Origin of the sequence: Pedobacter fastidiosus (genome assembly GCF_014306625.1) — a bacterium.
Lineage (GTDB): Bacteria > Bacteroidota > Bacteroidia > Sphingobacteriales > Sphingobacteriaceae > Pedobacter > Pedobacter fastidiosus.
The window spans coordinates 1050-21232 of the sequence record NZ_JACRYL010000038.1; the positions used below are offsets into that span (position 1 = coordinate 1050).

The 20183-nt window shown below is 35.9% G+C and carries 23 protein-coding genes and 1 pseudogene; 7 read left to right on the top strand and 17 right to left on the bottom strand.

Annotation, left to right across the window (positions count from 1 at the left end; translation table 11 throughout):
- From H7U22_RS23235 to galT (H7U22_RS23245), 4 genes and pseudogenes are all read right to left on the bottom strand, one after another.
- Positions 1-315, bottom strand: a 315-nt coding sequence (locus tag H7U22_RS23235; protein WP_248284834.1) for an SDR family NAD(P)-dependent oxidoreductase, incomplete at its 3' end; no start/stop codon positions are given.
- 3 nt (positions 316-318) lie between these two features.
- Entirely contained in the window at positions 319-1470 is a 1152-nt protein-coding gene (locus tag H7U22_RS22290) for a galactokinase (protein WP_187073554.1), read from the bottom strand.
- A gap of 27 nt (positions 1471-1497) precedes the next feature.
- Positions 1498-1863: pseudogene (gene galT, locus H7U22_RS23240) on the bottom strand (galactose-1-phosphate uridylyltransferase); the annotation flags it as partial.
- Between the two features lie 34 nt (positions 1864-1897).
- Positions 1898-2557 (bottom strand): galactose-1-phosphate uridylyltransferase, encoded by a 660-nt coding sequence (gene galT, locus H7U22_RS23245; protein ID WP_248284835.1) that lies wholly within the window; start codon positions 2555-2557, stop codon positions 1898-1900.
- A gap of 161 nt (positions 2558-2718) precedes the next feature.
- Between galT (H7U22_RS23245) and H7U22_RS22300 the strand changes: the two genes are divergently transcribed.
- Together H7U22_RS22300 and H7U22_RS22305 are read left to right on the top strand one after the other, a co-directional pair.
- Complete coding sequence (locus H7U22_RS22300; protein ID WP_187073555.1) at positions 2719-3417, top strand: NUDIX hydrolase; 699 nt, start codon at positions 2719-2721, stop codon at positions 3415-3417.
- 105 nt (positions 3418-3522) lie between these two features.
- Positions 3523-3807, top strand: a complete 285-nt coding sequence (locus H7U22_RS22305) for a hypothetical protein (protein ID WP_187073556.1) — start codon at positions 3523-3525, stop codon at positions 3805-3807.
- 165 nt (positions 3808-3972) lie between these two features.
- On the opposite strand, the gene H7U22_RS22310 is transcribed toward H7U22_RS22305, so the two are convergent.
- On the bottom strand, positions 3973-4755 hold the full coding sequence (locus H7U22_RS22310; RefSeq protein ID WP_222621938.1) for a DUF72 domain-containing protein: 783 nt from the start codon (positions 4753-4755) through the stop codon (positions 3973-3975).
- Between the two features lie 145 nt (positions 4756-4900).
- On the opposite strand from H7U22_RS22310, the gene H7U22_RS22315 reads away from it, so the two are divergent.
- From H7U22_RS22315 to H7U22_RS22325, 3 genes are read left to right on the top strand one after another with little or no spacing between them, the layout of a single operon-like run.
- Positions 4901-5134 (top strand): hypothetical protein, encoded by a 234-nt coding sequence (locus H7U22_RS22315; protein ID WP_187073557.1) that lies wholly within the window; start codon positions 4901-4903, stop codon positions 5132-5134.
- Between the two features lie 20 nt (positions 5135-5154).
- Entirely contained in the window at positions 5155-6918 is a 1764-nt protein-coding gene (locus H7U22_RS22320; RefSeq protein ID WP_187073558.1) for an FAD/NAD(P)-binding protein, read from the top strand.
- 33 nt (positions 6919-6951) lie between these two features.
- Positions 6952-7533, top strand: coding sequence for a DUF1543 domain-containing protein (locus H7U22_RS22325; protein ID WP_187073559.1), 582 nt, complete (start codon positions 6952-6954; stop codon positions 7531-7533).
- Here the strand turns inward: H7U22_RS22325 and H7U22_RS22330 are convergent.
- Positions 7530-9014: a glycoside hydrolase family 32 protein gene (locus tag H7U22_RS22330; protein ID WP_187073560.1), complete on the bottom strand. Its 1485-nt coding sequence runs from the start codon at positions 9012-9014 to the stop codon at positions 7530-7532. The genes H7U22_RS22325 and H7U22_RS22330 overlap by 4 nt on opposite strands.
- A gap of 173 nt (positions 9015-9187) precedes the next feature.
- Between H7U22_RS22330 and H7U22_RS22335 the strand changes: the two genes are divergently transcribed.
- Positions 9188-11458, top strand: coding sequence for a GH92 family glycosyl hydrolase (locus H7U22_RS22335; RefSeq protein WP_187073574.1), 2271 nt, complete (start codon positions 9188-9190; stop codon positions 11456-11458).
- 127 nt (positions 11459-11585) lie between these two features.
- Here the strand turns inward: H7U22_RS22335 and H7U22_RS22340 are convergent, their stop codons facing one another.
- The gene (locus H7U22_RS22340) at positions 11586-12233 is read right to left on the bottom strand and encodes a DUF1349 domain-containing protein (protein ID WP_187073561.1); all 648 of its coding nucleotides are present in this window, start codon (positions 12231-12233) and stop codon (positions 11586-11588) included.
- A gap of 170 nt (positions 12234-12403) precedes the next feature.
- On the opposite strand from H7U22_RS22340, the gene H7U22_RS22345 reads away from it, so the two are divergent.
- Positions 12404-13156, top strand: coding sequence for a response regulator transcription factor (locus H7U22_RS22345; RefSeq protein ID WP_187073562.1), 753 nt, complete (start codon positions 12404-12406; stop codon positions 13154-13156).
- A gap of 37 nt (positions 13157-13193) precedes the next feature.
- Here the strand turns inward: H7U22_RS22345 and H7U22_RS22350 are convergent, their stop codons facing one another.
- From H7U22_RS22350 to H7U22_RS22395, 10 genes are all read right to left on the bottom strand, one after another.
- Entirely contained in the window at positions 13194-14324 is a 1131-nt protein-coding gene (locus H7U22_RS22350) for an FAD-dependent oxidoreductase (RefSeq protein ID WP_187073563.1), read from the bottom strand.
- 12 nt (positions 14325-14336) lie between these two features.
- A complete protein-coding gene (locus tag H7U22_RS22355; RefSeq protein WP_187073564.1) occupies positions 14337-15524 on the bottom strand; it encodes an FAD-dependent oxidoreductase in 1188 nt (395 codons plus the stop codon).
- Positions 15525-15598: 74 nt separating this feature from the next.
- Positions 15599-16351 (bottom strand): helix-turn-helix domain-containing protein, encoded by a 753-nt coding sequence (locus H7U22_RS22360; protein ID WP_187073565.1) that lies wholly within the window; start codon positions 16349-16351, stop codon positions 15599-15601.
- Between the two features lie 112 nt (positions 16352-16463).
- Positions 16464-16910 carry a hypothetical protein gene (locus H7U22_RS22365; RefSeq protein ID WP_187073566.1) on the bottom strand — a complete coding sequence of 149 codons (447 nt, stop codon included), beginning with the start codon at positions 16908-16910 and terminating at the stop codon, positions 16464-16466.
- A gap of 112 nt (positions 16911-17022) precedes the next feature.
- Positions 17023-17505 (bottom strand): hypothetical protein, encoded by a 483-nt coding sequence (locus tag H7U22_RS22370; RefSeq protein WP_187073567.1) that lies wholly within the window; start codon positions 17503-17505, stop codon positions 17023-17025.
- A 65-nt stretch (positions 17506-17570) separates the two neighbouring features.
- Positions 17571-18014 (bottom strand): DUF1572 family protein, encoded by a 444-nt coding sequence (locus H7U22_RS22375; RefSeq protein ID WP_187073568.1) that lies wholly within the window; start codon positions 18012-18014, stop codon positions 17571-17573.
- A 15-nt stretch (positions 18015-18029) separates the two neighbouring features.
- Complete coding sequence (locus tag H7U22_RS22380) at positions 18030-18383, bottom strand: nuclear transport factor 2 family protein (RefSeq protein WP_187073569.1); 354 nt, start codon at positions 18381-18383, stop codon at positions 18030-18032.
- A 53-nt stretch (positions 18384-18436) separates the two neighbouring features.
- On the bottom strand, positions 18437-19219 hold the full coding sequence (locus H7U22_RS22385) for a class I SAM-dependent methyltransferase (RefSeq protein WP_187073570.1): 783 nt from the start codon (positions 19217-19219) through the stop codon (positions 18437-18439).
- A 35-nt stretch (positions 19220-19254) separates the two neighbouring features.
- Positions 19255-19737: a GNAT family N-acetyltransferase gene (locus H7U22_RS22390; protein WP_187073571.1), complete on the bottom strand. Its 483-nt coding sequence runs from the start codon at positions 19735-19737 to the stop codon at positions 19255-19257.
- Positions 19738-19834: 97 nt separating this feature from the next.
- Positions 19835-20143, bottom strand: coding sequence for a transposase (locus H7U22_RS22395; RefSeq protein WP_187073572.1), 309 nt, complete (start codon positions 20141-20143; stop codon positions 19835-19837).
- Between the last annotated feature and the right edge of the window lie 40 nt (positions 20144-20183).

Consider the following 20183-nt stretch of genomic DNA (forward strand, 5'->3'; position numbering starts at 1 on the left):
GCTGTAAAAATTATTCCTGTAGTATTTTAACGGCTGGGCAACCGATTCTCCTACTGCCTTGTAGGCTGCAAAATGGATAATTCCGGTTAAATCCGTGTTCTGCTCAGCAAATTCCTGAACAGCTCTGTCATCCTGGAGATCGATCTCCTGAAATTCGAACCATTTCCCCGTAATCTCATGGAGCTGGGTTAGGATTTTGATGTTCGAGTTGGATAAATTATCAACGATAACCACTTCGTAACCTGCATTGTGCAATTCTACAACGGTATGCGAACCAATATAACCCGTACCTCCGGTAACTAATATTTTAGACATCTTTTAAATTATTACGCTTGTGCCGTCAGCTGTTTCTACAGTATAGGCGTCTAGGTTAATCCCAAATTCTTTATGATATTCGGCACTGATTTTTTCGATCAGTTCTTCAATATTTTCGTCTTTAACAATGTTTAAGGTGCAGCCACCAAAGCCACCGCCCATCATTCTAGATCCAAGTACATAATCCAAGTCTTTTACAGAATCAACCAAGAAATCAAGTTCCTTACAACTTACTTCGTAATCCTTACTTAAACCATTATGCGTTTCGAACATCAACTCGCCAAGTTCTTTTAAATGACCCTGTTCCAAATGATCAGCAGCTTTAATTAAGCGAGCAATTTCGCCAACAATAAATTTGCATTTTGTATAAACATCCGCATCCTTTGGTTTAACATATTCATCAAGCATTGCCAAATCTACATCTCTCAGCGTTTCTACATTTGGATATCCATCTTTAATCCAAGCCACACCTTGCTCGCAAGATTCGCGACGTTTATTATACGCACTTTCTGAAAGAGAATGTTTCACATTGGTGTTAAGCAAAACCAGTTTATATCCCTTTAATTGAAGCGGTACATAACGATAATCCATCGATCGGCAATCCAACACAATGGCTTGATCTTTTTTGCCAAAGGCTGAAGCAAACTGATCCATAATGCCACAGTTTACACCGGCAAAAGTGTGTTCTGCTTTTTGGGCAATCAATGCAATATCCAATCTCGAAATGGATAAAGAAAAAAGCTGATCAAGCGCAAAAGCGGTTGCACATTCTACCGCGGCAGAAGAGGATAAACCAGCTCCAGGTGGCACATCTCCATCAATATATAAATTGAAACCGCCAATTTTATAACCTCTTTTTTGAATTTGATCTGCAACACCCAAAATATAATTAGGCCAACCTTTTTTCGAAGGTTCTAACGAATTAATATTGGCGGTATGCGTTTGTTTAAAATCTTCTGCATAAAGATGAATTTCATCATCTTCACGTTTGGATACCCCAAGATAAATCGCTTTATCTATTGCTGCAGGCATCACAAAGCCTCCGTTGTAATCGGTATGCTCACCAATTATATTAATCCTTCCGGGCGATCTAACCACCATCGGATCGGTATAATAAATACTCTTAAATACTACTTTTAAACGTTCAATATCCATTTTGTAAAGGATTTGGCTTTTATATTATTATTTTGTTGTTAAGCTTTTATAATGTTCTGAAGGCAATTCTCTCAGTTTTTTTGCGGCAAATTCTGGTGTAATGTCACGCTGTGGATTTGCAAGCATTTCATATCCGACCATAAATTTCTTTACCGTAGCCGAACGCAACAAAGGCGGATAAAAATGCATGTGCCAATGCCATTCGGGATGATCTCCAGCGTTTACAGGCGCTTGGTGCATTCCGGCAGAATATGGAAATGAGGTTTCGAAAAGGTTATCGTATTTTATGGTTAGTTTTTGAATTGCTTCTGCCAAAGATAATTTCTCTAGTTCATTAAAGTACTTTATACTGGTAACATGTCTTTTACTTATGATCATTGTTTCATATGGCCAAACTGCCCAAAAAGGAACTAGAGCAACAAAATGATCATTTTCGAAAAAGAATCCTTTCTTGTTTTTTCAGTTCCAATTTTAAATATGCAGAAAGTAAACTTTCTTTGTGCACCGCATAATATGCTTTTTGTCGCTCGCTCTCTTTTGCAATTTCCAATGGAATATCGCTTTGCGCCCAAATTTGTCCATGAGGATGTGGATTACTGCATCCCATAATATCGCCTTTGTTTTCAAAAATCTGGATGTATTTAATCCATTCATTTTCTGCGAGGCTATTAAATTCCTTTTGCCAAAGTTCTACCACTGCAGTAATTTCTGGCAAAGTCATTTCTGGAAGTGTTAAATTGTGTTTTGGCGTAAAACTGATCACCTTACAAATTCCTTTTTGATTGTTGGCGACCAACAAATCAGCCTCATTAAAACTTGCGAGAGGTGTTTCTTCCAGCAACGCTCCGAAATCATTTTTAAAAACAAAACTGGCTTTATAATCGGGATTCTGATCTCCATCTGCTCTAGAATTTCCTGGGCAGAGGTAACATTTTTCATCGTATTCTGGGCGGTTATCTGCGCTAACCTCTTCTACCTTACCCTGCCAAGGGCGTTTTGTGCGGTGCGGAGAGACCAGAATCCATTCTCCAGTTAAAATATTTAATCGTGTATGTGGGTTTGAATCGAGATCGAATGTTTCTTGCATATAATATTATAATTTGGTTAGATCTGCATCCTAAAAATTAGGGTTGGCAAATTTATCGTGGCACTAAATTATAAAATTATTATTAATTGTCAAAATGACAATTAATAATAATTTTTATTTTTGTTTAAATTTGAACATCTTAAGCTCGTTAAATTTTAATTATGATAGAATATTCTAGTCAGCCACATTACTTAGTTGCGGTAGATTGCATTGTTTTTGGCTTTGATGGGGCACATTTGAAAATTCTATTGGTTAAACGCGGTTTGGAACCCGAAATTAATAAGTGGAGCTTAATGGGTGGTTTTGTTGGTTCGAATGAAAGTCCGGACGATGCCGCCAATCGGGTACTCAAAAAAATGACTGGATTAGAGGGTGTTTATTTAGAACAGATGCAGATTTATGGAGAGCCAAAACGTGATCCAATTGAGCGGACATTATCTGTTGGCTACTTTGCTTTAATTGATATTCACAAATACGAAACTCAATTAAATGATGATTACAAAGCGGAATGGTTTTTAATTGGCGAAAGACCAAAGCTTATTTTTGATCATGATCAAATGGTTGCTGATGCTAGGAAAAAACTGAGATACAAAGCTTCGCTCCACCCTATTTTATTTGAAATGTTGCCGAAACAATTTACCTTGCCTCAACTACAAAATCTTTTTGAGGAAGTAAACGATACAAAAATCGACACAAGAAACTTCAGCAGAAAAATAACTTCGACAGGGTTATTGATTAAACTGGAAGAGAAAGATAGATCTAGCTCAAAAAAAGGAGCTTTTTATTTTAAGCTTGATAAGAAAAAATATAAGGCCGATTTCCAGGCATTTTTAAATTTAATTCCCAATCTTAAAAACTAAGGTTAGTGATTTAAATTATACAGCGATTAATAACACTAACTGGAAGTATTCATTAAATCACAGATAAAATCCAAAACAATCCTTCGCTAAAAGAGTTCCTCAAATATGGAGGCTTTTAAAATACTTATTCACCACAATTCCACAGATTTAGAATTAACGATTTTGCCCAATAATGATATTTATCAGATCATTAACAAGGGTAAAACCATTGGCGCACTTCGAAATTTAGACTTAGATTGGGAACTTTTGCCCATTGAAGATATTTTAGAAGAATTGCCCATTTTCGAAAACGATTTAGATAATGAACATACGGTTCAAATTAATTTAGATACACCTACGATTAATCTAATTACTGCAGAAATTGAAAACCACTTAAATCATTTGCAGTAGCAATAACCATATAAGAAATATAAGGCCAAATAAGCTTACATTTTCTTAAATGCCTTATAAGTTGAAAATTAGCTCCTCAATTTAAGGCCTTTATACTAACCATATAAGAAATATAAGAGTATAAACTTACATTTTCTTACATTCCTTATATGGTGAAAATTAATATTATCTCTCCCCCTCAAAAATCGATTCACTCACGAAATCCCTCAAGGTACAAAGATTTTGATAGGCCTCGCCCATTGTATTGTTAAAATAAACATAAACGTCCTTCCCTTCGTTTAGCCAATCGCTAATATAGCTGGCATATTCAGCAAGAAAACTTTCATCGTAACTGCCTCGATAATTACCTCCCGGACCATGGAATCTTAAATAAACAAAGTCCGCATCCATATTTACCATCGGTGTATTTGCCGGAGATTTATCGTGAATAACCAAACCAATACTTAGATCATTTAATAAATCGTAGGTTTCAGTTCTATACCAAGAAGGATGTCTAAATTCTACCGCAATTTTCCAATCTGCAAAATCATATTCCCGTACAAAAGCTAGCAATCTTTCTAACTGCAATATCGAATCGGCCTTTAAACTTGGTGGAAACTGAATCAAAAGTGTACCCTGTTTTTCTTTTGCAAAAGCAATGTTTTCCATAAATTTTTGCAGTAGAGTTGGATCAAAAATTAAGCCCTTGTTATGGGTTACATCTCTAAGGAGTTTGAAGATAAATTTAAAATCATCCTTTACTTCTGTTACCCATTTGGCAACCGTATTTGCCATAGGGGTTTTGTAAAATGAGCTGTTAATTTCGATAGAATTCATAAGCGAACTGTAATAACACAATCGACTTCGTTCTTTAAATTCATCTGGATAAAATGCTTTATTTTGTACAGGTAGAATTAATCCACTGGTACCCATAAAAAGTTTGCCCTGCGAAATTTCGGAATGTTCCATATTTTGGCTTATCACTGAAAAACCATCCATATAAAAGAATTGTTTTCAACAACGTTAAATCCTAATTCATGTGCGCTTCAATCAAAAAACAAATGTTTAAAACAATTTATGTTTTTTAGGATTGTAAGAGGAACAATAACCGAGTATGAAAATAAAAGAAAAAACCATAAGTGCCGACTTGCAAAAATTCATTGATAAATTCGAGCCGACTAAATATAAAACATTAGGAAGGGGAATTGAAATAAGAGGCATAAATGATATTCATAGAAGCATCTCAATGGCTAAAGTTTTAATAGAAAAACTGAAACTCAACCTAACTGTAAATCATACTGCCGAAATGGTTGGATATGGTGGTTTCGAAGTGAATAATGTTGTTTAACAAATTACTGATTAGATAATATGTCAACTGAAAAGCAAGAAAATAAGATCCAGATTGCAATTTTGGGTGGAGGACCAAGTGGTCTTTTTATGTTTAAAAGATTGGTTGATTCGGGCAGAAAAGAATTTTCAATCGATATTATTGAGAAAAACACTCAACTTGGTGCTGGCATGCCCTATAGCATTAAAGGTGCTAATGATGAACACATTACCAACGTATCGGGCAATGAAATTCCGGAATTGGTTACCTCAATATCAGATTGGATAAAGACCGTTCCTCAAGAAACTTTGGATCGTTTTCATATTGATTCTGAAAAATTTAACGATTATAAAGTCTTGCCTCGTCTGCTTTTTGGTCAGTATCTTTCTGCGCAGTTTGATCTCCTTCTACAACAGGCAAAAGAAATTGGAATAAACACCAATGTTTGCTTAAATAGCCCTGTAACTGATATTATCGATTATCCCGAAAGGAATAGAGTAGCCGTAGAAATTTCGGGCGAAACGATATTGGAATATGATCATATTATCATTTGCACCGGACATAGATGGCCCTTAAAGCACGAAAACGCATTCCAAGGATATTTTGATTCTCCTTATCCACCAGCAAAACTTGCTTTTAAAATCAACCATCCGGTAGCCATAAAAGGATCTTCACTTACCGCGATTGATGCAATTAGGACCATGGCAAGGCAAAATGGAACTTTCCATTGGAAGAATGAGGACAAACTCGTTTACAAACTTAACGAAGATAGCCCCGGTTTTAAAATGGTTATGCACTCTAGAAGTGGTCTTTTACCTGCTATCCGCTTTCATTTAGCGGATTCGCATCTTTTAAAAGATTCTGTTTTAAGCCCAGAGGTTGTAGAAAAAAATAAGGCCGAAAATGATGGATTTCTTTCTTTAGATTTTGTGTTTGAGCAAAATTTCAAAGAGATGATTAGGGATAAGGAACCTGGTTTTTACGAGCAAATTAGAGAAATGAGCATCGAGACTTTTGTAGATTCGATGATGGATCTTAGAGAAAGAATTGATCCATTTTTATTGTTCAAGGCAGAATATACCGAAGCAGAAAAATCCATTAAACGTAAAGAATCGGTGTATTGGAAAGAGATGCTTGCCGTATTAAGTTTTGCCATGAACTATCCTGCAAAACATTTTTCGGCAGAAGATATGCAAAGACTTCAAAAGGTTTTAATGCCTTTAATTTCTATAGTAATTGCATTCGTTCCGCAAGGATCGGTAGAAGAAATGCTGGCTTTAAACGATGCTGGTGTACTCGAAATTATTCCCGTTGGTGATGATAGTTATACGGAACCACATGCTGAAGGTGGCGCCATATATTTTTATACGGATGAAATGAACCAACAACAAAATCCGCACTTTAAAACCTATGTAGATTGCGTTGGTCAGCCCCATTTAAATTATCAAGAATTACCTTACAAAAGCTTGCTGAGCAAAAGAACTGTAAGCCCTGCACGCATAAAATTTAAAGATGAGAAAATTGGCCGGCAGGCGATGGAAAACGGCAACGAAAAAGTTGAAACCGATGGAAATGGAAATTACTATTTAAATGTTCCCGGCATTACAATTAACGATAATTTTCAAATCATAGATGATTATGGAGCCTTAAATGAGCGCATTTACATTATGGCTGTGCCATATATCGGCGGTTACAACCCTGATTATTCTGGTCTGGATTTTTGTGAGGCAGCATCAGAAAATGTGATTAAAAGTTTACTCGCTTCTAACCCTCAATTAGATTTTATTAAACAATCAGAAGCCTAAATTCGTTAGTTATTAACAAAGAAAATATCAATAATGAGTGATGACCATCAAACATCCATAAAACCAAAACTTTACATGCTCCTATTGGGTTCGAAAGCGCCGAATAGAAATGTAGAACAACACGATTTCTTTTTTGGAATTGCCCATAATTTGAAGGAGTTGGTTCCGCAAATTAAAGCCTTTTGGCCAGAAGCAGGATCGAGCATTCATTTGGACGGCTGGAGGGAAGTAAATACCGTTGATGGTTTTAAAATTAACGTAGTTCCGAAGGGAGAAACTTTACCTGATTCGGCTAGAAAACTTTATTTTATTAATCTCGGCGGTTATCAAAGCAATAAGTTAGAAGAGCAACATTATACCGTTTTATCGGTTCAGGAAGATCGTGCGCAGGCCATCCAAAATGCCAAAAAAACGGTTTTCTTCAAAACAAATTCTATTAAAGGTGCCAATTCTCACATCGATGAAAAATACGGAATCGATGTTGATGATATTTACAGAATTGAGGACATTTTAAATTCAGCTAGCAAAGAAAAATACAACATCGAAATTTATCCTTCGGCAAATTTGCCAGAAGATGAAATTCATTTAGGTTACTTCAAATTGGATAAAATTTAAGGTTTTTGCTCTAAAAGCGGACTGATCTTTATCGATTTAAATTTAACTGTTCCGTGCTTGGCAAAAAACCAGAGAAAATTCCCTTTATGTTCTGGCGTTCGGTTTACAATGCATCGATTGTTATTAATCGATAAATCTATAATGTCATCATGTAAAATAAGATCGATTTTGATGGCTTTATCTAAACCTATCACCGCCTTAATACTGGTATTACCCAACCAAACCGTTTGATTATTGGCCGAAAAACTCGTTTTATACCCATCCGAGGCATGTTCATTAGCCCTTAAATAAAATCCAAATTCATCATTAGTGCCCATTGGTTCAATCTCCATCGTTATTCTACAATTCTGCGGAACATTTTCCAAATGACTTGCACCAATACCATTAGGCGCACTTACGCTCAAGCTACTTGGGTTTATAACTGTTGAAAACAGATCCGGAATAATTTTCAGTTGCATAGCTGGTCCAGATTCAGGAATCATTTCTTCAGGAAACTTGGTATCTAAAGTTCCATCTGCTTGTTGAATAATTTCTCTGAAAAGTGCATTTCCACCAAAAATTTCTCCGTTATTATCTTTATTATCTGATCTTGATGGAATCCATGAAGCGGAGATCCGTCGATCATTTTGAAACGAGGCCGTTTTTAAAACGTTAGACCAAGATTCATTTAATGATTGGTATTTTGGTTCTTCCCACGGGCCATAAGGTTTTTTAGATTTTACATAATAAGTATCGCCATTATCTCCATAAACTAAATAATACCAACCTTTCCAAAAAAAGTAATCGGGGCATTCTGGAACCGATGATTGCCCGGTAAGCACCGGATCTTTTGTTTCCCAAGTTTTTAAATCTTTTGATACCAAATGAACCAAACTTCCACCGGCATGATTCAATACAGGATTTTCTTGCCAACTGGAAACAAACAAATGAAATTCTCCCGTTTGCTCATCTACAAAAACTTTTGGATCTCTGAAATCCCTCTTGCTATAACCTGGCGCAGAAGTATAAAATGGATTTGGTTTTTGCTTATCGAAATGGATACCATCTTTACTAATTGCATAACTGAGCTGCTCATTTACATGCCCATTTTTATCGATTAATCGCGTGGCGTAAAAAGCATAATAGTTATTTTTATAATAGGCAATAGAACCTGTGCAAATGGATTTTTCCCAAGCCTCATCAATACCAAGCACAACGGGCTCCTGTTTCCATGTTTTTAAATCTTCGGTAGTACTTAAAGTCCATTGATGACCGCCCAAACCATTTAAACTGGCGTGATGAGCAGAATCCAAAAGCCAATAAAAATAAAAAGTACCGCCTCTTGAGTAAGGCATACAATCGCCAACAAAAAGATTTCCCTTCGGTCGCCAGTATTGAAGGTTTTTTGTGGATTGAATTTTTGGATCATATTTTACGCCCAACTGTGCATCACAAACTGTAAGTGTTAAAGAAAAAAGCAGGCCAAAAAGCACATTTTTCATGATTATTTTTTTTGATAAGTTAGGTCTTTTTAATCAAATTGCATAAATCGTTTTACTAAATGAATGGACAATTCGAAAATCTACATCACGAATAATACATTTAGAACTGATGTAAGGTCAAATATCTTTTTTAAAAAATGTTAAGTTTGCTAAATCCTATGGAAATTATGAAGATGAAAAAATACATATCCGCTTTATTTACATCAGTTCTTTCGCTTACAGTTTGCGTCAATTTTGCTGGTGCGCAAATCAAAAAACAGCCTGTAGATTATGTAAATCCATATATTGGAAATATTAGTCATTTGCTTGTTCCTACCTACCCTACCGTTCATTTACCAAACAGTTTGTTGCGAGTTTACCCAGAGCGGGATAATTTTACGAGCAATACCATTAACGGCTTGCCTGTTGTTATTACCAGCCATAGAGGAAGCTCGGCCTTTAATTTGAGTCCTTTTCAGGGCGATTTAAAAAATGTTAAAAGCACCCTCGATTATGGTTACGATAATGAAGTGATTAAGCCTTATTATTATGAAGTAGATTTAGATGATTATGGCATAAACGTACAATTTGCCCCTTCGCACCAATCGGGAATTTATGCAATCAATTTCACGAAAACCGATCTTCCTGCTTACCTAATTTTAAATACTGGAAATGGAGAATTAAAGGTTAACCAAAATATAGTAAGTGGTTTTCAGAAACTGGATAACAACACCAAAGTTTATCTTTACCTGGAAACTGATTTATCTCCAACGGAATCGGGCACACAAAAAGGCGATAAAATCGACACCAAAGATCAATCAACCTCGGGACGGAATGCTTATTTTATTTTAAAATATCCTGCTAAAACCAAACAGATTAAAGTTCATTACGGCATTTCTTTTATTAGCGTAGAACAGGCTAAAAATAATCTTCGCCGTGAAATTAAAGGTTACAATTTAACTGAAGTAGCCCAAACCGGAAAGAATATCTGGAATGCAACATTGGGTAAAATTATGGTTGAAGGAACAGATGAAACGGCCAAAACTATATTTTACACCTCACTTTACCGCACATACGAACGTATGATCAGCTTATCTGAAGATGGAAAATATTTTAGCGCCTTTGATGGAAAAATTCACAACGATAATGGTGTTCCTTTTTTTACGGATGATTGGATTTGGGATACTTACCGAGCAACGCATCCACTTCGTGTAATTATCGAACCTAAAATGGAAGGCAATATGATTAATTCATACCTGCGCATGGCACAGCAAATGGACGATCATTGGATGCCAACCTTCCCTGAAGTTACGGGCGATAGTCGCCGGATGAACAGTAACCACGGCGTTGCAACCATTATTGATGCCTACAACAAGGGTTTAAGAATGTTCAATCTTGAAGAAGCTTATCAATATTGCAAAGCGGGAATTATCGAGAAAACCTTGGCACCATGGTCATCTAAAAAAGCAGGTGTTTTAGATCAGTTTTTTAAAGATAATGGCTACTTCCCTGCTTTGCCAGCAGGCGAAAAAGAAACCGCACCAGAAGTTCATGGTTTCGAAAAACGCCAACCGATAGCCGTAACTTTGGGTACCGTTTACGATGAATGGTGCTTGGGTAACATTGCCCAACAATTGGGGAAAACCGATGAGGCAAAATACTTTTTAGATAAAAGCTTAAGCTACCATACGGTGTTTAATCCAGACACCAAATTCTTCCATCCAAAAGATGCCAACGGTAAATTTATTCAACCTTTGGATTATCGTTTTTCTGGTGGTTTGGGCGCCAGAGAAACTTACGATGAAAATAATGGGTGGCTTTACCGATGGGATGTTTTACACAATGTGGGCGATTTAGTAAATATGATTGGTGGTAAACAGGCATTTGTTGATGAACTTGAAAAAATGTACAACACCTCATTAGGGAAAAGTAGATACGATTTTTATTCGCAACTACCCGATCATACGGGCAATGTTGGCCAGTTTTCTATGGGCAACGAACCCGCTATGCACATTCCTTATTTGTACAATTATGCCGGCCAACCTTGGCGCACTCAAAAACGTGTTCGCAGTTTACTGGCACAATGGTTTCGCAACGATTTAATGGGGATTCCGGGCGATGAAGATGGCGGTGGTTTAACCTCTTTCGTTGTGTTTTCGGAAATGGGTTTTTACCCAATGACACCCGGTTTACCAATGTATGTTATTGGAAGTCCAACTTTTGAAAATGTAAAGTTGGATTTAGGGAATGGTAAAAAATTCGAATTGTCTTGCTTAAATTATGCTCCAGAAAACAAGTACATCCAATCGGCAAAACTGAATGGCCAAGTTTGGAATAAATCGTGGTTTTCTCACGAGGATTTAATGAAAGGCGGAAAACTAGAGTTTGTAATGGGCAAGCACCCAAATAAACTTTGGGCTACAGACGATGCTTCGATTCCGCCATCTTTTAAAATGCCAAAGTAAGAGGAAATGATTTCTGAAGTTAAGGGATAAGAGCCCAACTCTTATTGAGTTGGGCTTAAAAATTTTGATCTTATATCCCAAGATTAGACACTAAAATTGGCTGTGCTATTCCTAAATTTTGCGCTGATCAATTATGTGTTTTAAGCCATTCTAATCTACGCTGATCAGGCAAATGCTTCACTTTAAAATTTTCGAATTTAGCTTCAAAACCATTACCGTCTGGGCTAGCCGCCATAAGTCCGATCATCACTGGAGCATTGTCTTGTAATGGCGCATTTCTGGTCATAATATAATTCTTATCATCAAGCGAATAGAAAATTTCTACTGCATCAAGTCTTCGAACTACTTTAATCCAAATAAAAGGAGGCACTTTATCTAACGTCAGCACGCTCCAATCACTTTTATCGTGGGTAACAACTGTGCTTACATTAAATTTCCCGTCCACAAATTCAACACCGGTTTTAATGTAGTTTTTATAATCTGTACGGATCATCAATCCCATTTGGTCGAAACGAGCTTTATAGGCGCCTGTTAGTTTTACTTTTGCTTCGAACTCACCTCCATAAGTACTATAATAAAAAGGGGCATCATCTACTGTAAACCCGTAATGCGAAATCCGCCAATAATCGCTATTGGGCGTTACCTGCATAATCAAACTGTTATTTTTAATTTTCCATTGCTCAGGTTCGTTAAACCACTGCAATTTTTCCAAACTTTGTGCTTTTAACTCACCTATACTAAGCAGGAGGGTTAAAGCGAAAAGGATTCTTTTCATGTTTCTTTTTTATTGATTTGATTGTTAAATATTGTGCGTTGGTATGATTAATTTCTTGCCCTTTTCGAATTTACCGAAGGGCAAAACCACCATTCAAATGATTAAGTTCGCAAAGTTATTCACTGTTTAAACTAAATTCAATGGTAATAAATAACCATTACCTTTAAAATATGCGAGACCTGCTTGACATTAAATTATTCTCTCAGCCTTTTGATGCAACCTTTAATTCGACATCAAAATTGGATAATGGCAAAGAAATTGCCCAAATGTACGCTAAGCTAGAAAATTGCATAAGTGTTTTAAGCGACTTGAAAGCAAGAAAAAGCTATATTTCTTACGGTGCAATTGCAGATTTGCTTGGCCTTCAACAGAAGAAAACAGAAATTAATTCGATATGGGAGGATGAATTATTAAGCCGAGTCCATCCTGAAGATTTACAAAAAAAATATAGACTCGAATTTCAGTTTTTTCAGTTATTAAATTCGATTGGTTTAACAGATCGTGCCAACTACGAGTTGATCACTAAGCTTAGAATCCGTAATTTGGAGGGCAAATTTATATTGGTTAAACATCGATTATTGTACATTGGCAGTTCTGAAGATGGCAGTATCTGGCTTGCCCTTTGTCTTTATAATTTAATTCACGAACATCCAGAATTTGAGATTCCTCAAGGGATTATCATAAATACAAAATCAGGCAAAATAATGGATTACAATCACCACGAATTTAGCGAGATCCTATCCCTGCGTGAAAAAGAAATTTTGCAGTTGATTAAGCATGGGCGAAGAAGTAAGGAAATTGCAGATAAACTTTCCTTAAGCATCAATACGGTTAATCGGCACAGGCAAAACATCTTTCAAAAGTTAAGCGTAACTAACGCTATGGAAGCCTGCAGAGTTGCAGAAGGTACAGGTTTATTGTAGCTTTTGATAACCTCGTCTCCGGAAAAACTTGCAGCGCTTAAGTATTAAATTTCATAAACGAAAAGCTTGGATTGAGCATCTCTATTTCATTTTTATTGGTTTCATGTTGTGCCTCTTTTGCATAAACAAACATTTTTTGTTCATAATCTTTAATTGCAGTTTCTATGGTTGGAAACATTCCATTTGTTAAATTTTCTGATAGAATCAGGGCGTCTCTTAGGCCAATATTTACGCCTTGGCCTGCAAAGGGTGGCATAATGTGCGCTGCATCTCCAATAAGTGTTATCGGCAATGGGCGATCAATATTCCAGGGTTTCTCCAGTGAAATTTTTCTGGTTGTCCAGATCACAAATGATGAAGTAGCCTGAAATAACGCTTTATAGGATTCATGCCAATTTGATAATCGATCTGTAAGAAAAGTTGAAATATTCGCCGTATCCAGTTTATCTAATTCGTTTGCACTTCCCCATTCATCTGGCTTTTTAAAAATTACACTGTAACTCAATAAATTACCATTCCTTGGGTTTGCGACCAGTAAATTGCCATTGCTCGCCGTCATTAATATATTATCATCACAGCGTTGATAGAAATCTTTACAGTTTATTTCTGGCTGAGATACATCTCCCTGAACCATAATGGTGCCTGAGTATTCTATTTGAGCTTCGGTAATATATTTTCTTAGTGCCGACATTCCTCCGTTGGCTCCAATTACAAAATCTGCTGTTGCAATCTCATTGTTTTCAAAGTGCAAAAGCCATTTCCCATTCTGTACTTCTAGTCCTGTAAATTTCCGATCCCAAACTACGGTTTCACTCGCCAAACTTTCGAGAAGTAGGCGTTTCAAATCATTTCTATTGATCTCTGGATTATCAAATCGATTTTCTGGCGTAGGCTTTTTAGATAATAAGATATTGCCATCTTGATCAGCAATTGTTCTTCCCATAGGCTTCGCCAACTCAAAGTAGGTTTCCAACAAGCCTGCCTTTTCTAAAGCATCCTGTCCTGATCCATTATGTAGATCGAGTGTGCCACCAGAGATTCTCGTCTTTGCATTTTTGTCTCTTTCGTAAACGGTTACATCAACTCCTTTTTGCTGAAGTAATCTCGCCATGGTTAAGCCCACCGGCCCAGCACCGATAATGGCTACTTGTTTATTCTCTAGTAACATAATTTTGATCGCTTAATTATTTTGATCCGCTTTTTTTAATTCTTCCATCTCATTAAAGAAATCAAGCATCTGCTTAAGATTATTTTCTGAGGTCATAGACTCCACCATTTCTAAAGCTTCTGTAGTTCCTACCGAAGCTCGGTTGTGCATTTTCTTTTCAAAGGATTGAATAGCTTCAAGCGTTGTATCGAAACCATCTAAACAAAGTGCTTCATACAACTCTAATGCATCTTGCATCGCTAGGTTAACACCTTCGCCTGATGGTGGCGTAACATGTGCAGCATCGCCAATCATGGTTAAGTTTGGTAGACTTGGCCAAGACTGATCTGCAGGAAAGTGATATTGAGGCCGAACGACAAAGTAAGATTCATCTGTTAAAAATATTTCGTGCCAATCATTACTCCAATCCGAAAAGCGCTGCTTAAACCAAGTAAAAACGAGCTCTTTATTTGTAAAGTCGATGCCCGATGATTTTGCCCAATCTTCTGTTTCTTTTGTACTCGTATAAAATGAAAGTGAACCTTCGCCCTTTGCACTCAAGAAAATAGTTTTGTTTTTCCATAAGGCAAAGATTTTGCCTCCGTTGGTCAGTTCCCATAAATGTGGTGCGTTAACAGCTGCATTGTAAATATTTCCCTCTACAATGGTTACACCCGAATAAATGCGCTGAACATCAGTGAGGTACTTTCTGATTTTAGAGTTTGCTCCATCCGCAGCAATTACAAGATCTGCATAGGCAACTTCACCATTTTCGAACACCAAATTCCAGCCGTTACCGTTCTTTTGTAGTTCTAAAAATTTCGAATCCCATACAATGGTATCATCGTGTAGCGATGCGATGAGTAAATCTCGAAGCGGACTCCGATCAATTTCTGGCCTAGCATAAATACTATTCAAATCTTGCAATGGTGCTTCATCTCTTTCGGTGTAACAAATGGAAGCATTGTTATCGGTAATGGTTATTCTTTCAGCTCCTGGTCTGTAGCGCTTTGCAAATTCTTCGATTAATCCAGCTACTCTCAGCGCCTTTAATCCAGATTCGTAATGCAAATCGAGCGTTGCACCTTGTTGCCGACCAAATTGATCTTGATCTCTTTCGTAAACTTTTACCTCAACACCTTTTCGCTGAAGTAATCTGGCTAGAGTGAGTCCGCCAGGACCGCCACCAACTATGGCTATCTTTTTATTTTGTAGTAACATCTTTTGCTTTATAAAATTGTAAAGCAAAGTTGGTTACTTGTTAAGGAATGGAATAGTAAAAATCGGTCGTTTTATTAGGGATGTTTTTTAATTACAGCAAGATCTATGAAGCGTTCGTCTTTATTTTTGCTCAATTCTTTTGGGGTAACACCGGCGTACTTCTTAATTTCTTTAATGAAATGATTTTGATCGGTAAAATTTTGTTCTGGAAAGAGCTTTCCCTCACTAATATGCTTAAAAGAAGCCCTAAACCTAAGGATGTTACAATAGGTTTTAAGCGAAATTCCAAATTGCTGATTGAAATATCTATTGATTTGCCGACTGCTCCAATACACCTGCTCAGAAAGTTCTTTTACAGTAATAGAACCATCTGAAACATAAATGAGATCGAACAAATTTTTCTTTCTGTTATCGATACTTTCAGTGGGAATGGTCTTTATTTTTTTTACTGCTTTGTTGCAAAAATTCTCAAGGCTAGTCATGTCGGTCGCTTCAAATTGCCAGAAATCATTTGAGATACTTTTTCCTTCATTCAATACATCTTTAATAGAATCTCCAAATAAATATTCTACGGCCAATAACTTAAAACCGATTGAAAACATAACGGTATCTGCCGTTAATATTACTTGGCTTGGCATGTTATCAATTCCTCTCAAAAACATTTCCCAATTACCAGAATTCGTTTTGATCACCATCAAATCCATCATTCCATTAGGTAAAACGGTTGATGGAATATCTTTACCTGTTTTGTTTTCCAACAGCCAAAAGCTGTGCACAAAATGCGAGATGGAATCATCGGGCAGTAAAGATTGGATGGAAAGATTCATTATTGGGCTTTAAAATAATTGGTAGTTTATAATTCTAGAGTTCGTTAGGATGAGATTGTTACATAGCAGTTCCGTTGGAACAAATCTCGACCAGCGGGTATAATCAAGCTTTTTAATTTCCCAGAAAAGGCAGAATTTCGGGTGATAGTTTTTTAATTACGTCTGTATGCCCAAAGATTCGCTTTAAAAATGATTTTGATTTCTCTCTGACGTTTATGTACAGTTCCTTTTCTTCTAGCTTTTCTGGATACATTATTCTTGTTTTCCATGATGTAGAGTTTGTTAACTGACAGCTCAACTTTATTCTAAATACCATCTCTAAATTGATTAATAGATCATCAATTCCATTTATATTCATTGAAATATCATAACATCTGTTCTTTGTAATTAGTGTTATAAACCAGTCGTCTAAAAATGGACCTTCAGCAGTTGTAAACTCCCCAATTGCTTTAATTTCTTCAACTGGAATGGTAAATATAGTTTGACTGCCCACGGTTCGAATAACATGCTGATTTAGAAGTTTTATTCCTTCATGCGGGCTTCTTCTATTCTTTGGCATTAATCTTTTCTTTGAGCAATTGTTAAATATTAATTGTATCAGTATAGAATATAAACGTACAATGATTTATAAAATTTATCTGCTTTATTTAAATGATATTGTTGCTATTTGCTTAAGCTTGACCATTAACACTAAACATTGAATAAGTTTTTTTGTCGAGGTTAATTTTAAGATTGAAGTAACATTTCCCTCCATCTTGAACAAAAACAATTTCAGTTTGCCATTTATAGTGACCATCCAAACTGCAAAAACAATTTATCCAAATTTCTTTTTGTTCCTGCTCATTTTTGAAAGGAACATATTGTCTTTTATAAATTTTGAGATTTATTAAATAACTTTCCAATTGTAAGTTGGTTATTGGCTTATTTTTAAAATGAGTCTTTTTTTCGATGTTATATTTTGCTACCGCAGTTTTTAATATTTCGTTTATTGCTTCTAAATCCTTCTGAGTTAATTCAAAACTTTCCCTATCCTTATCTTTTAAAATTGCAATATTTTTATTCCCATCCGTATCTATTATAGTTAATTGATTCATCTTCCCCGATTTACAAGAATTTAAAAGTAGAAAAGAGGCAATTATTATTAGATTTTTCATGATTGGTTTATAATAATATAAATTAAGAGTATCCATTTTGTTCAACTCCTATTTAAACTTGAAAATTACTTATCCAATAACCTTCGATGATAATTAATTTGCCCCAAATGATAACCCAAATGCGTAGTTAAGTGAATTAAAAAATACTCGTAGGTAGTTGGTTTGTCAAATACGATTATTGGATATTCATTCTGCAATTCTTCTTCAGATAATTTACCCAAAGATTGATTTACAACTAAAATTGTTTCATCAATTTTTTTAAGCAACTCAAGTTTAGGAATATCCTTCAGTGAGAATTCAAGTTCTCGGTTTCTTATATAATCCGTTTTACCGATTTTTTTTCCAATGTAAGTATTCAAATTGCCAATTAAATGGAGGCAAAGATTTCCTGCCGAATTCAATATATCAGCTTCAATTTTCCAGAGATTATGTTCATTATTATACAATTCAATCTCTTTTCTTAAACGTTCTAAATCTCTTGTAAATAATGCTTTTAGTGTTTCTATCATTGCAAATTTAGTAGATTAAACTAACTCAATATCCATGGTTTTAATTAATCCATCTTCAAAAGTGTACACATGCTTTACTGTTCCATCAAAAATAGAATTGCCATCTAAGTCCTTTACTTTTTGTTGAACTAGAACTTCTAAACTTTCATTTTCTCTTTCTTTAAATTCAGCAGGTTCAACCTTTGGATTGATCTCTTTCCATTGTCTGGTCCAATATTCTTTTATCTCATCGTGCCCACTTATGTAGCCGCCTTCCCAAGCTTTAGACCATTGCACGTTTGGTTGCATTGTGGATAGTGCTGTATCAATGTCTCTTTCGTTGAAAGCAGAATAGGCTTTTTTTATTAAATCTTTAAAGGGAGTTGGCATATATGTTTTGTTTAACAATGATTTTAATTCGGGGATAATTTAGCATTGCGCAACTACTTTTTTGCTATTACAATTCTAAATTTATTATGATATACAACACGTCCATTTTGTTGGATATAAGGTTTAACTGCATTAAGAGTTGTCTCATATACCATTTCAAAGCCTGAAGTTTCAATCGCTTTTGCTGCAGGCCCGGCCGATAAAAGACCTTTTAGTGCAGTATCTAAATTAGGATAGTCCCAAACAGATGCAATATCGTTATTGCATATTATTTTGAGCCCAACTTCTTCTAAAGTATTTTCTAATAATTGATTTTCGGAGAGCGCAAATGGCCCACCTGAACCCGGTGGAGGCGAAGGCAAAAGGCTTCCAACAGCCTTTAAATATGAAGCTGCTTCGCAGTCCTCTTTGTTGCCCCAAATCATAACCGCTAAGCTGCCTCCGTTTTTCAAAACTCTTTTCGATTCGACAAGTGCATTTTTAATATTAGCTGCATATTGGAATGAATTAAATCCGCAAACTAAGTCAAAAGAATTTTCTTCGAATGGAAGTTCTTCAATTTCACCGACTAGGAATTTTGCATTAGGAACCCTTTTTTTAGCCTCAATTATAAGTTCAGTTGTTGCATCAAGGCCAGTTATATCAGCGCCTTTCTCAAAAGCCATTTCACAAAAATATCCTGAGCCACAGCCAACATCCAATAATTTTGTAGCTGAATTAATTGAAACATAATCCAGAACGAAATCGTATCCTGCTTTACCTGTTTGTTCTTGAATTTCAGACCAATCTTTAGAGCGTTGTCCCCAAAGTTTTCCTTGTATTGCTTGTGAACCCATAATATTATTGAAATAAATAATGTCTTAAAATAGATTTAATCAGAAAGCTTATAAATATATTCTTCAATTTCTGCCTGTCGAGCATTAGCAAATCCTTTGTCTTTCCCAATTTTTATAAACCCGCAGTGCTCCAAAACTTTTTGCGAGCCGTAGTTGTCAAATGCAACATGGCCAAAAATAGGTCTGGTTTTTTCAATTTTTAAAAAATCACCAAGTGCAGTGGTAGCAACTCTTTGTCCCCAAAATTTTCGATCAATCCAATAAGTAATCCCAGCCTCGTTTCCCATAACAAATTTTGCAATGCTCCCTGCGATGACTTCATTTACCCGAATGGTTTGCATATTAATAGTTGGATCGGCTAGATGCCTTGAATACTTTTCAACATAAGCAATTTGATCGTGTGGATCTTTAGCTGTAAAGGCCGCCAAAAAATTTGCTTCTTCATCCAACTGAAATTGAAAAAATATGTTTAATTCATCTTTTTCTGTTGGCGTTAATTTAATGCTGTTGTTATTCATATAACTTTCTATTTTTTCTCTCTCTCGCTGGTTTAAGTGTTCCAACGGATCACTTAAATCTCTTTAAAAAAACCAGGTCTCCGACCGAAATACCGCACTACATAAATGTTATTGGCACAAGACCACTCTTTTCTTCATAATAATCAACAGCGCTGCTATATTTATAATATTGAGCCTCTGTAACCAAGCCGGACGCCACAGGATTTTCATGTAAATAATTTAATCTTTGATCTATCATCTCATTCGTACTTAATTCTATCGGATAGTTATCTTGTTGCCAAAACTGGTAAACCTTATTGTTACTGTTCTTTGCTCCTGCTCGCTTAAACATCCATATCATCCAATCTTTCCTGCTCTCCTGTATGTTGGCTGGATAAACCGCTTCAAATTGACCCCTCTTCGCCAATCTAAAAAGTTCCCCTTAGCCGAGTTAATTTGATAAGGTT

Coding starts and splice junctions, on each gene's coding strand:
- H7U22_RS22290 (WP_187073554.1), bottom strand. CDS start 1,470: ATGGATATTGAACGTTTAAAAGTAGTATTTAAGAGTATTTATTATACC.
- galT (WP_248284835.1), bottom strand. CDS start 2,557: ATGCAAGAAACATTCGATCTCGATTCAAACCCACATACACGATTAAAT.
- H7U22_RS22300 (WP_187073555.1), top strand. CDS start 2,719: ATGATAGAATATTCTAGTCAGCCACATTACTTAGTTGCGGTAGATTGC.
- H7U22_RS22305 (WP_187073556.1), top strand. CDS start 3,523: ATGGAGGCTTTTAAAATACTTATTCACCACAATTCCACAGATTTAGAA.
- H7U22_RS22310 (WP_222621938.1), bottom strand. CDS start 4,755: ATGGAACATTCCGAAATTTCGCAGGGCAAACTTTTTATGGGTACCAGT.
- H7U22_RS22315 (WP_187073557.1), top strand. CDS start 4,901: ATGAAAATAAAAGAAAAAACCATAAGTGCCGACTTGCAAAAATTCATT.
- H7U22_RS22320 (WP_187073558.1), top strand. CDS start 5,155: ATGTCAACTGAAAAGCAAGAAAATAAGATCCAGATTGCAATTTTGGGT.
- H7U22_RS22325 (WP_187073559.1), top strand. CDS start 6,952: ATGAGTGATGACCATCAAACATCCATAAAACCAAAACTTTACATGCTC.
- H7U22_RS22330 (WP_187073560.1), bottom strand. CDS start 9,014: ATGAAAAATGTGCTTTTTGGCCTGCTTTTTTCTTTAACACTTACAGTT.
- H7U22_RS22335 (WP_187073574.1), top strand. CDS start 9,188: ATGAAAAAATACATATCCGCTTTATTTACATCAGTTCTTTCGCTTACA.
- H7U22_RS22340 (WP_187073561.1), bottom strand. CDS start 12,233: ATGAAAAGAATCCTTTTCGCTTTAACCCTCCTGCTTAGTATAGGTGAG.
- H7U22_RS22345 (WP_187073562.1), top strand. CDS start 12,404: ATGCGAGACCTGCTTGACATTAAATTATTCTCTCAGCCTTTTGATGCA.
- H7U22_RS22350 (WP_187073563.1), bottom strand. CDS start 14,324: ATGTTACTAGAGAATAAACAAGTAGCCATTATCGGTGCTGGGCCGGTG.
- H7U22_RS22355 (WP_187073564.1), bottom strand. CDS start 15,524: ATGTTACTACAAAATAAAAAGATAGCCATAGTTGGTGGCGGTCCTGGC.
- H7U22_RS22360 (WP_187073565.1), bottom strand. CDS start 16,351: ATGAATCTTTCCATCCAATCTTTACTGCCCGATGATTCCATCTCGCAT.
- H7U22_RS22365 (WP_187073566.1), bottom strand. CDS start 16,910: ATGCCAAAGAATAGAAGAAGCCCGCATGAAGGAATAAAACTTCTAAAT.
- H7U22_RS22370 (WP_187073567.1), bottom strand. CDS start 17,505: ATGAAAAATCTAATAATAATTGCCTCTTTTCTACTTTTAAATTCTTGT.
- H7U22_RS22375 (WP_187073568.1), bottom strand. CDS start 18,014: ATGATAGAAACACTAAAAGCATTATTTACAAGAGATTTAGAACGTTTA.
- H7U22_RS22380 (WP_187073569.1), bottom strand. CDS start 18,383: ATGCCAACTCCCTTTAAAGATTTAATAAAAAAAGCCTATTCTGCTTTC.
- H7U22_RS22385 (WP_187073570.1), bottom strand. CDS start 19,219: ATGGGTTCACAAGCAATACAAGGAAAACTTTGGGGACAACGCTCTAAA.
- H7U22_RS22390 (WP_187073571.1), bottom strand. CDS start 19,737: ATGAATAACAACAGCATTAAATTAACGCCAACAGAAAAAGATGAATTA.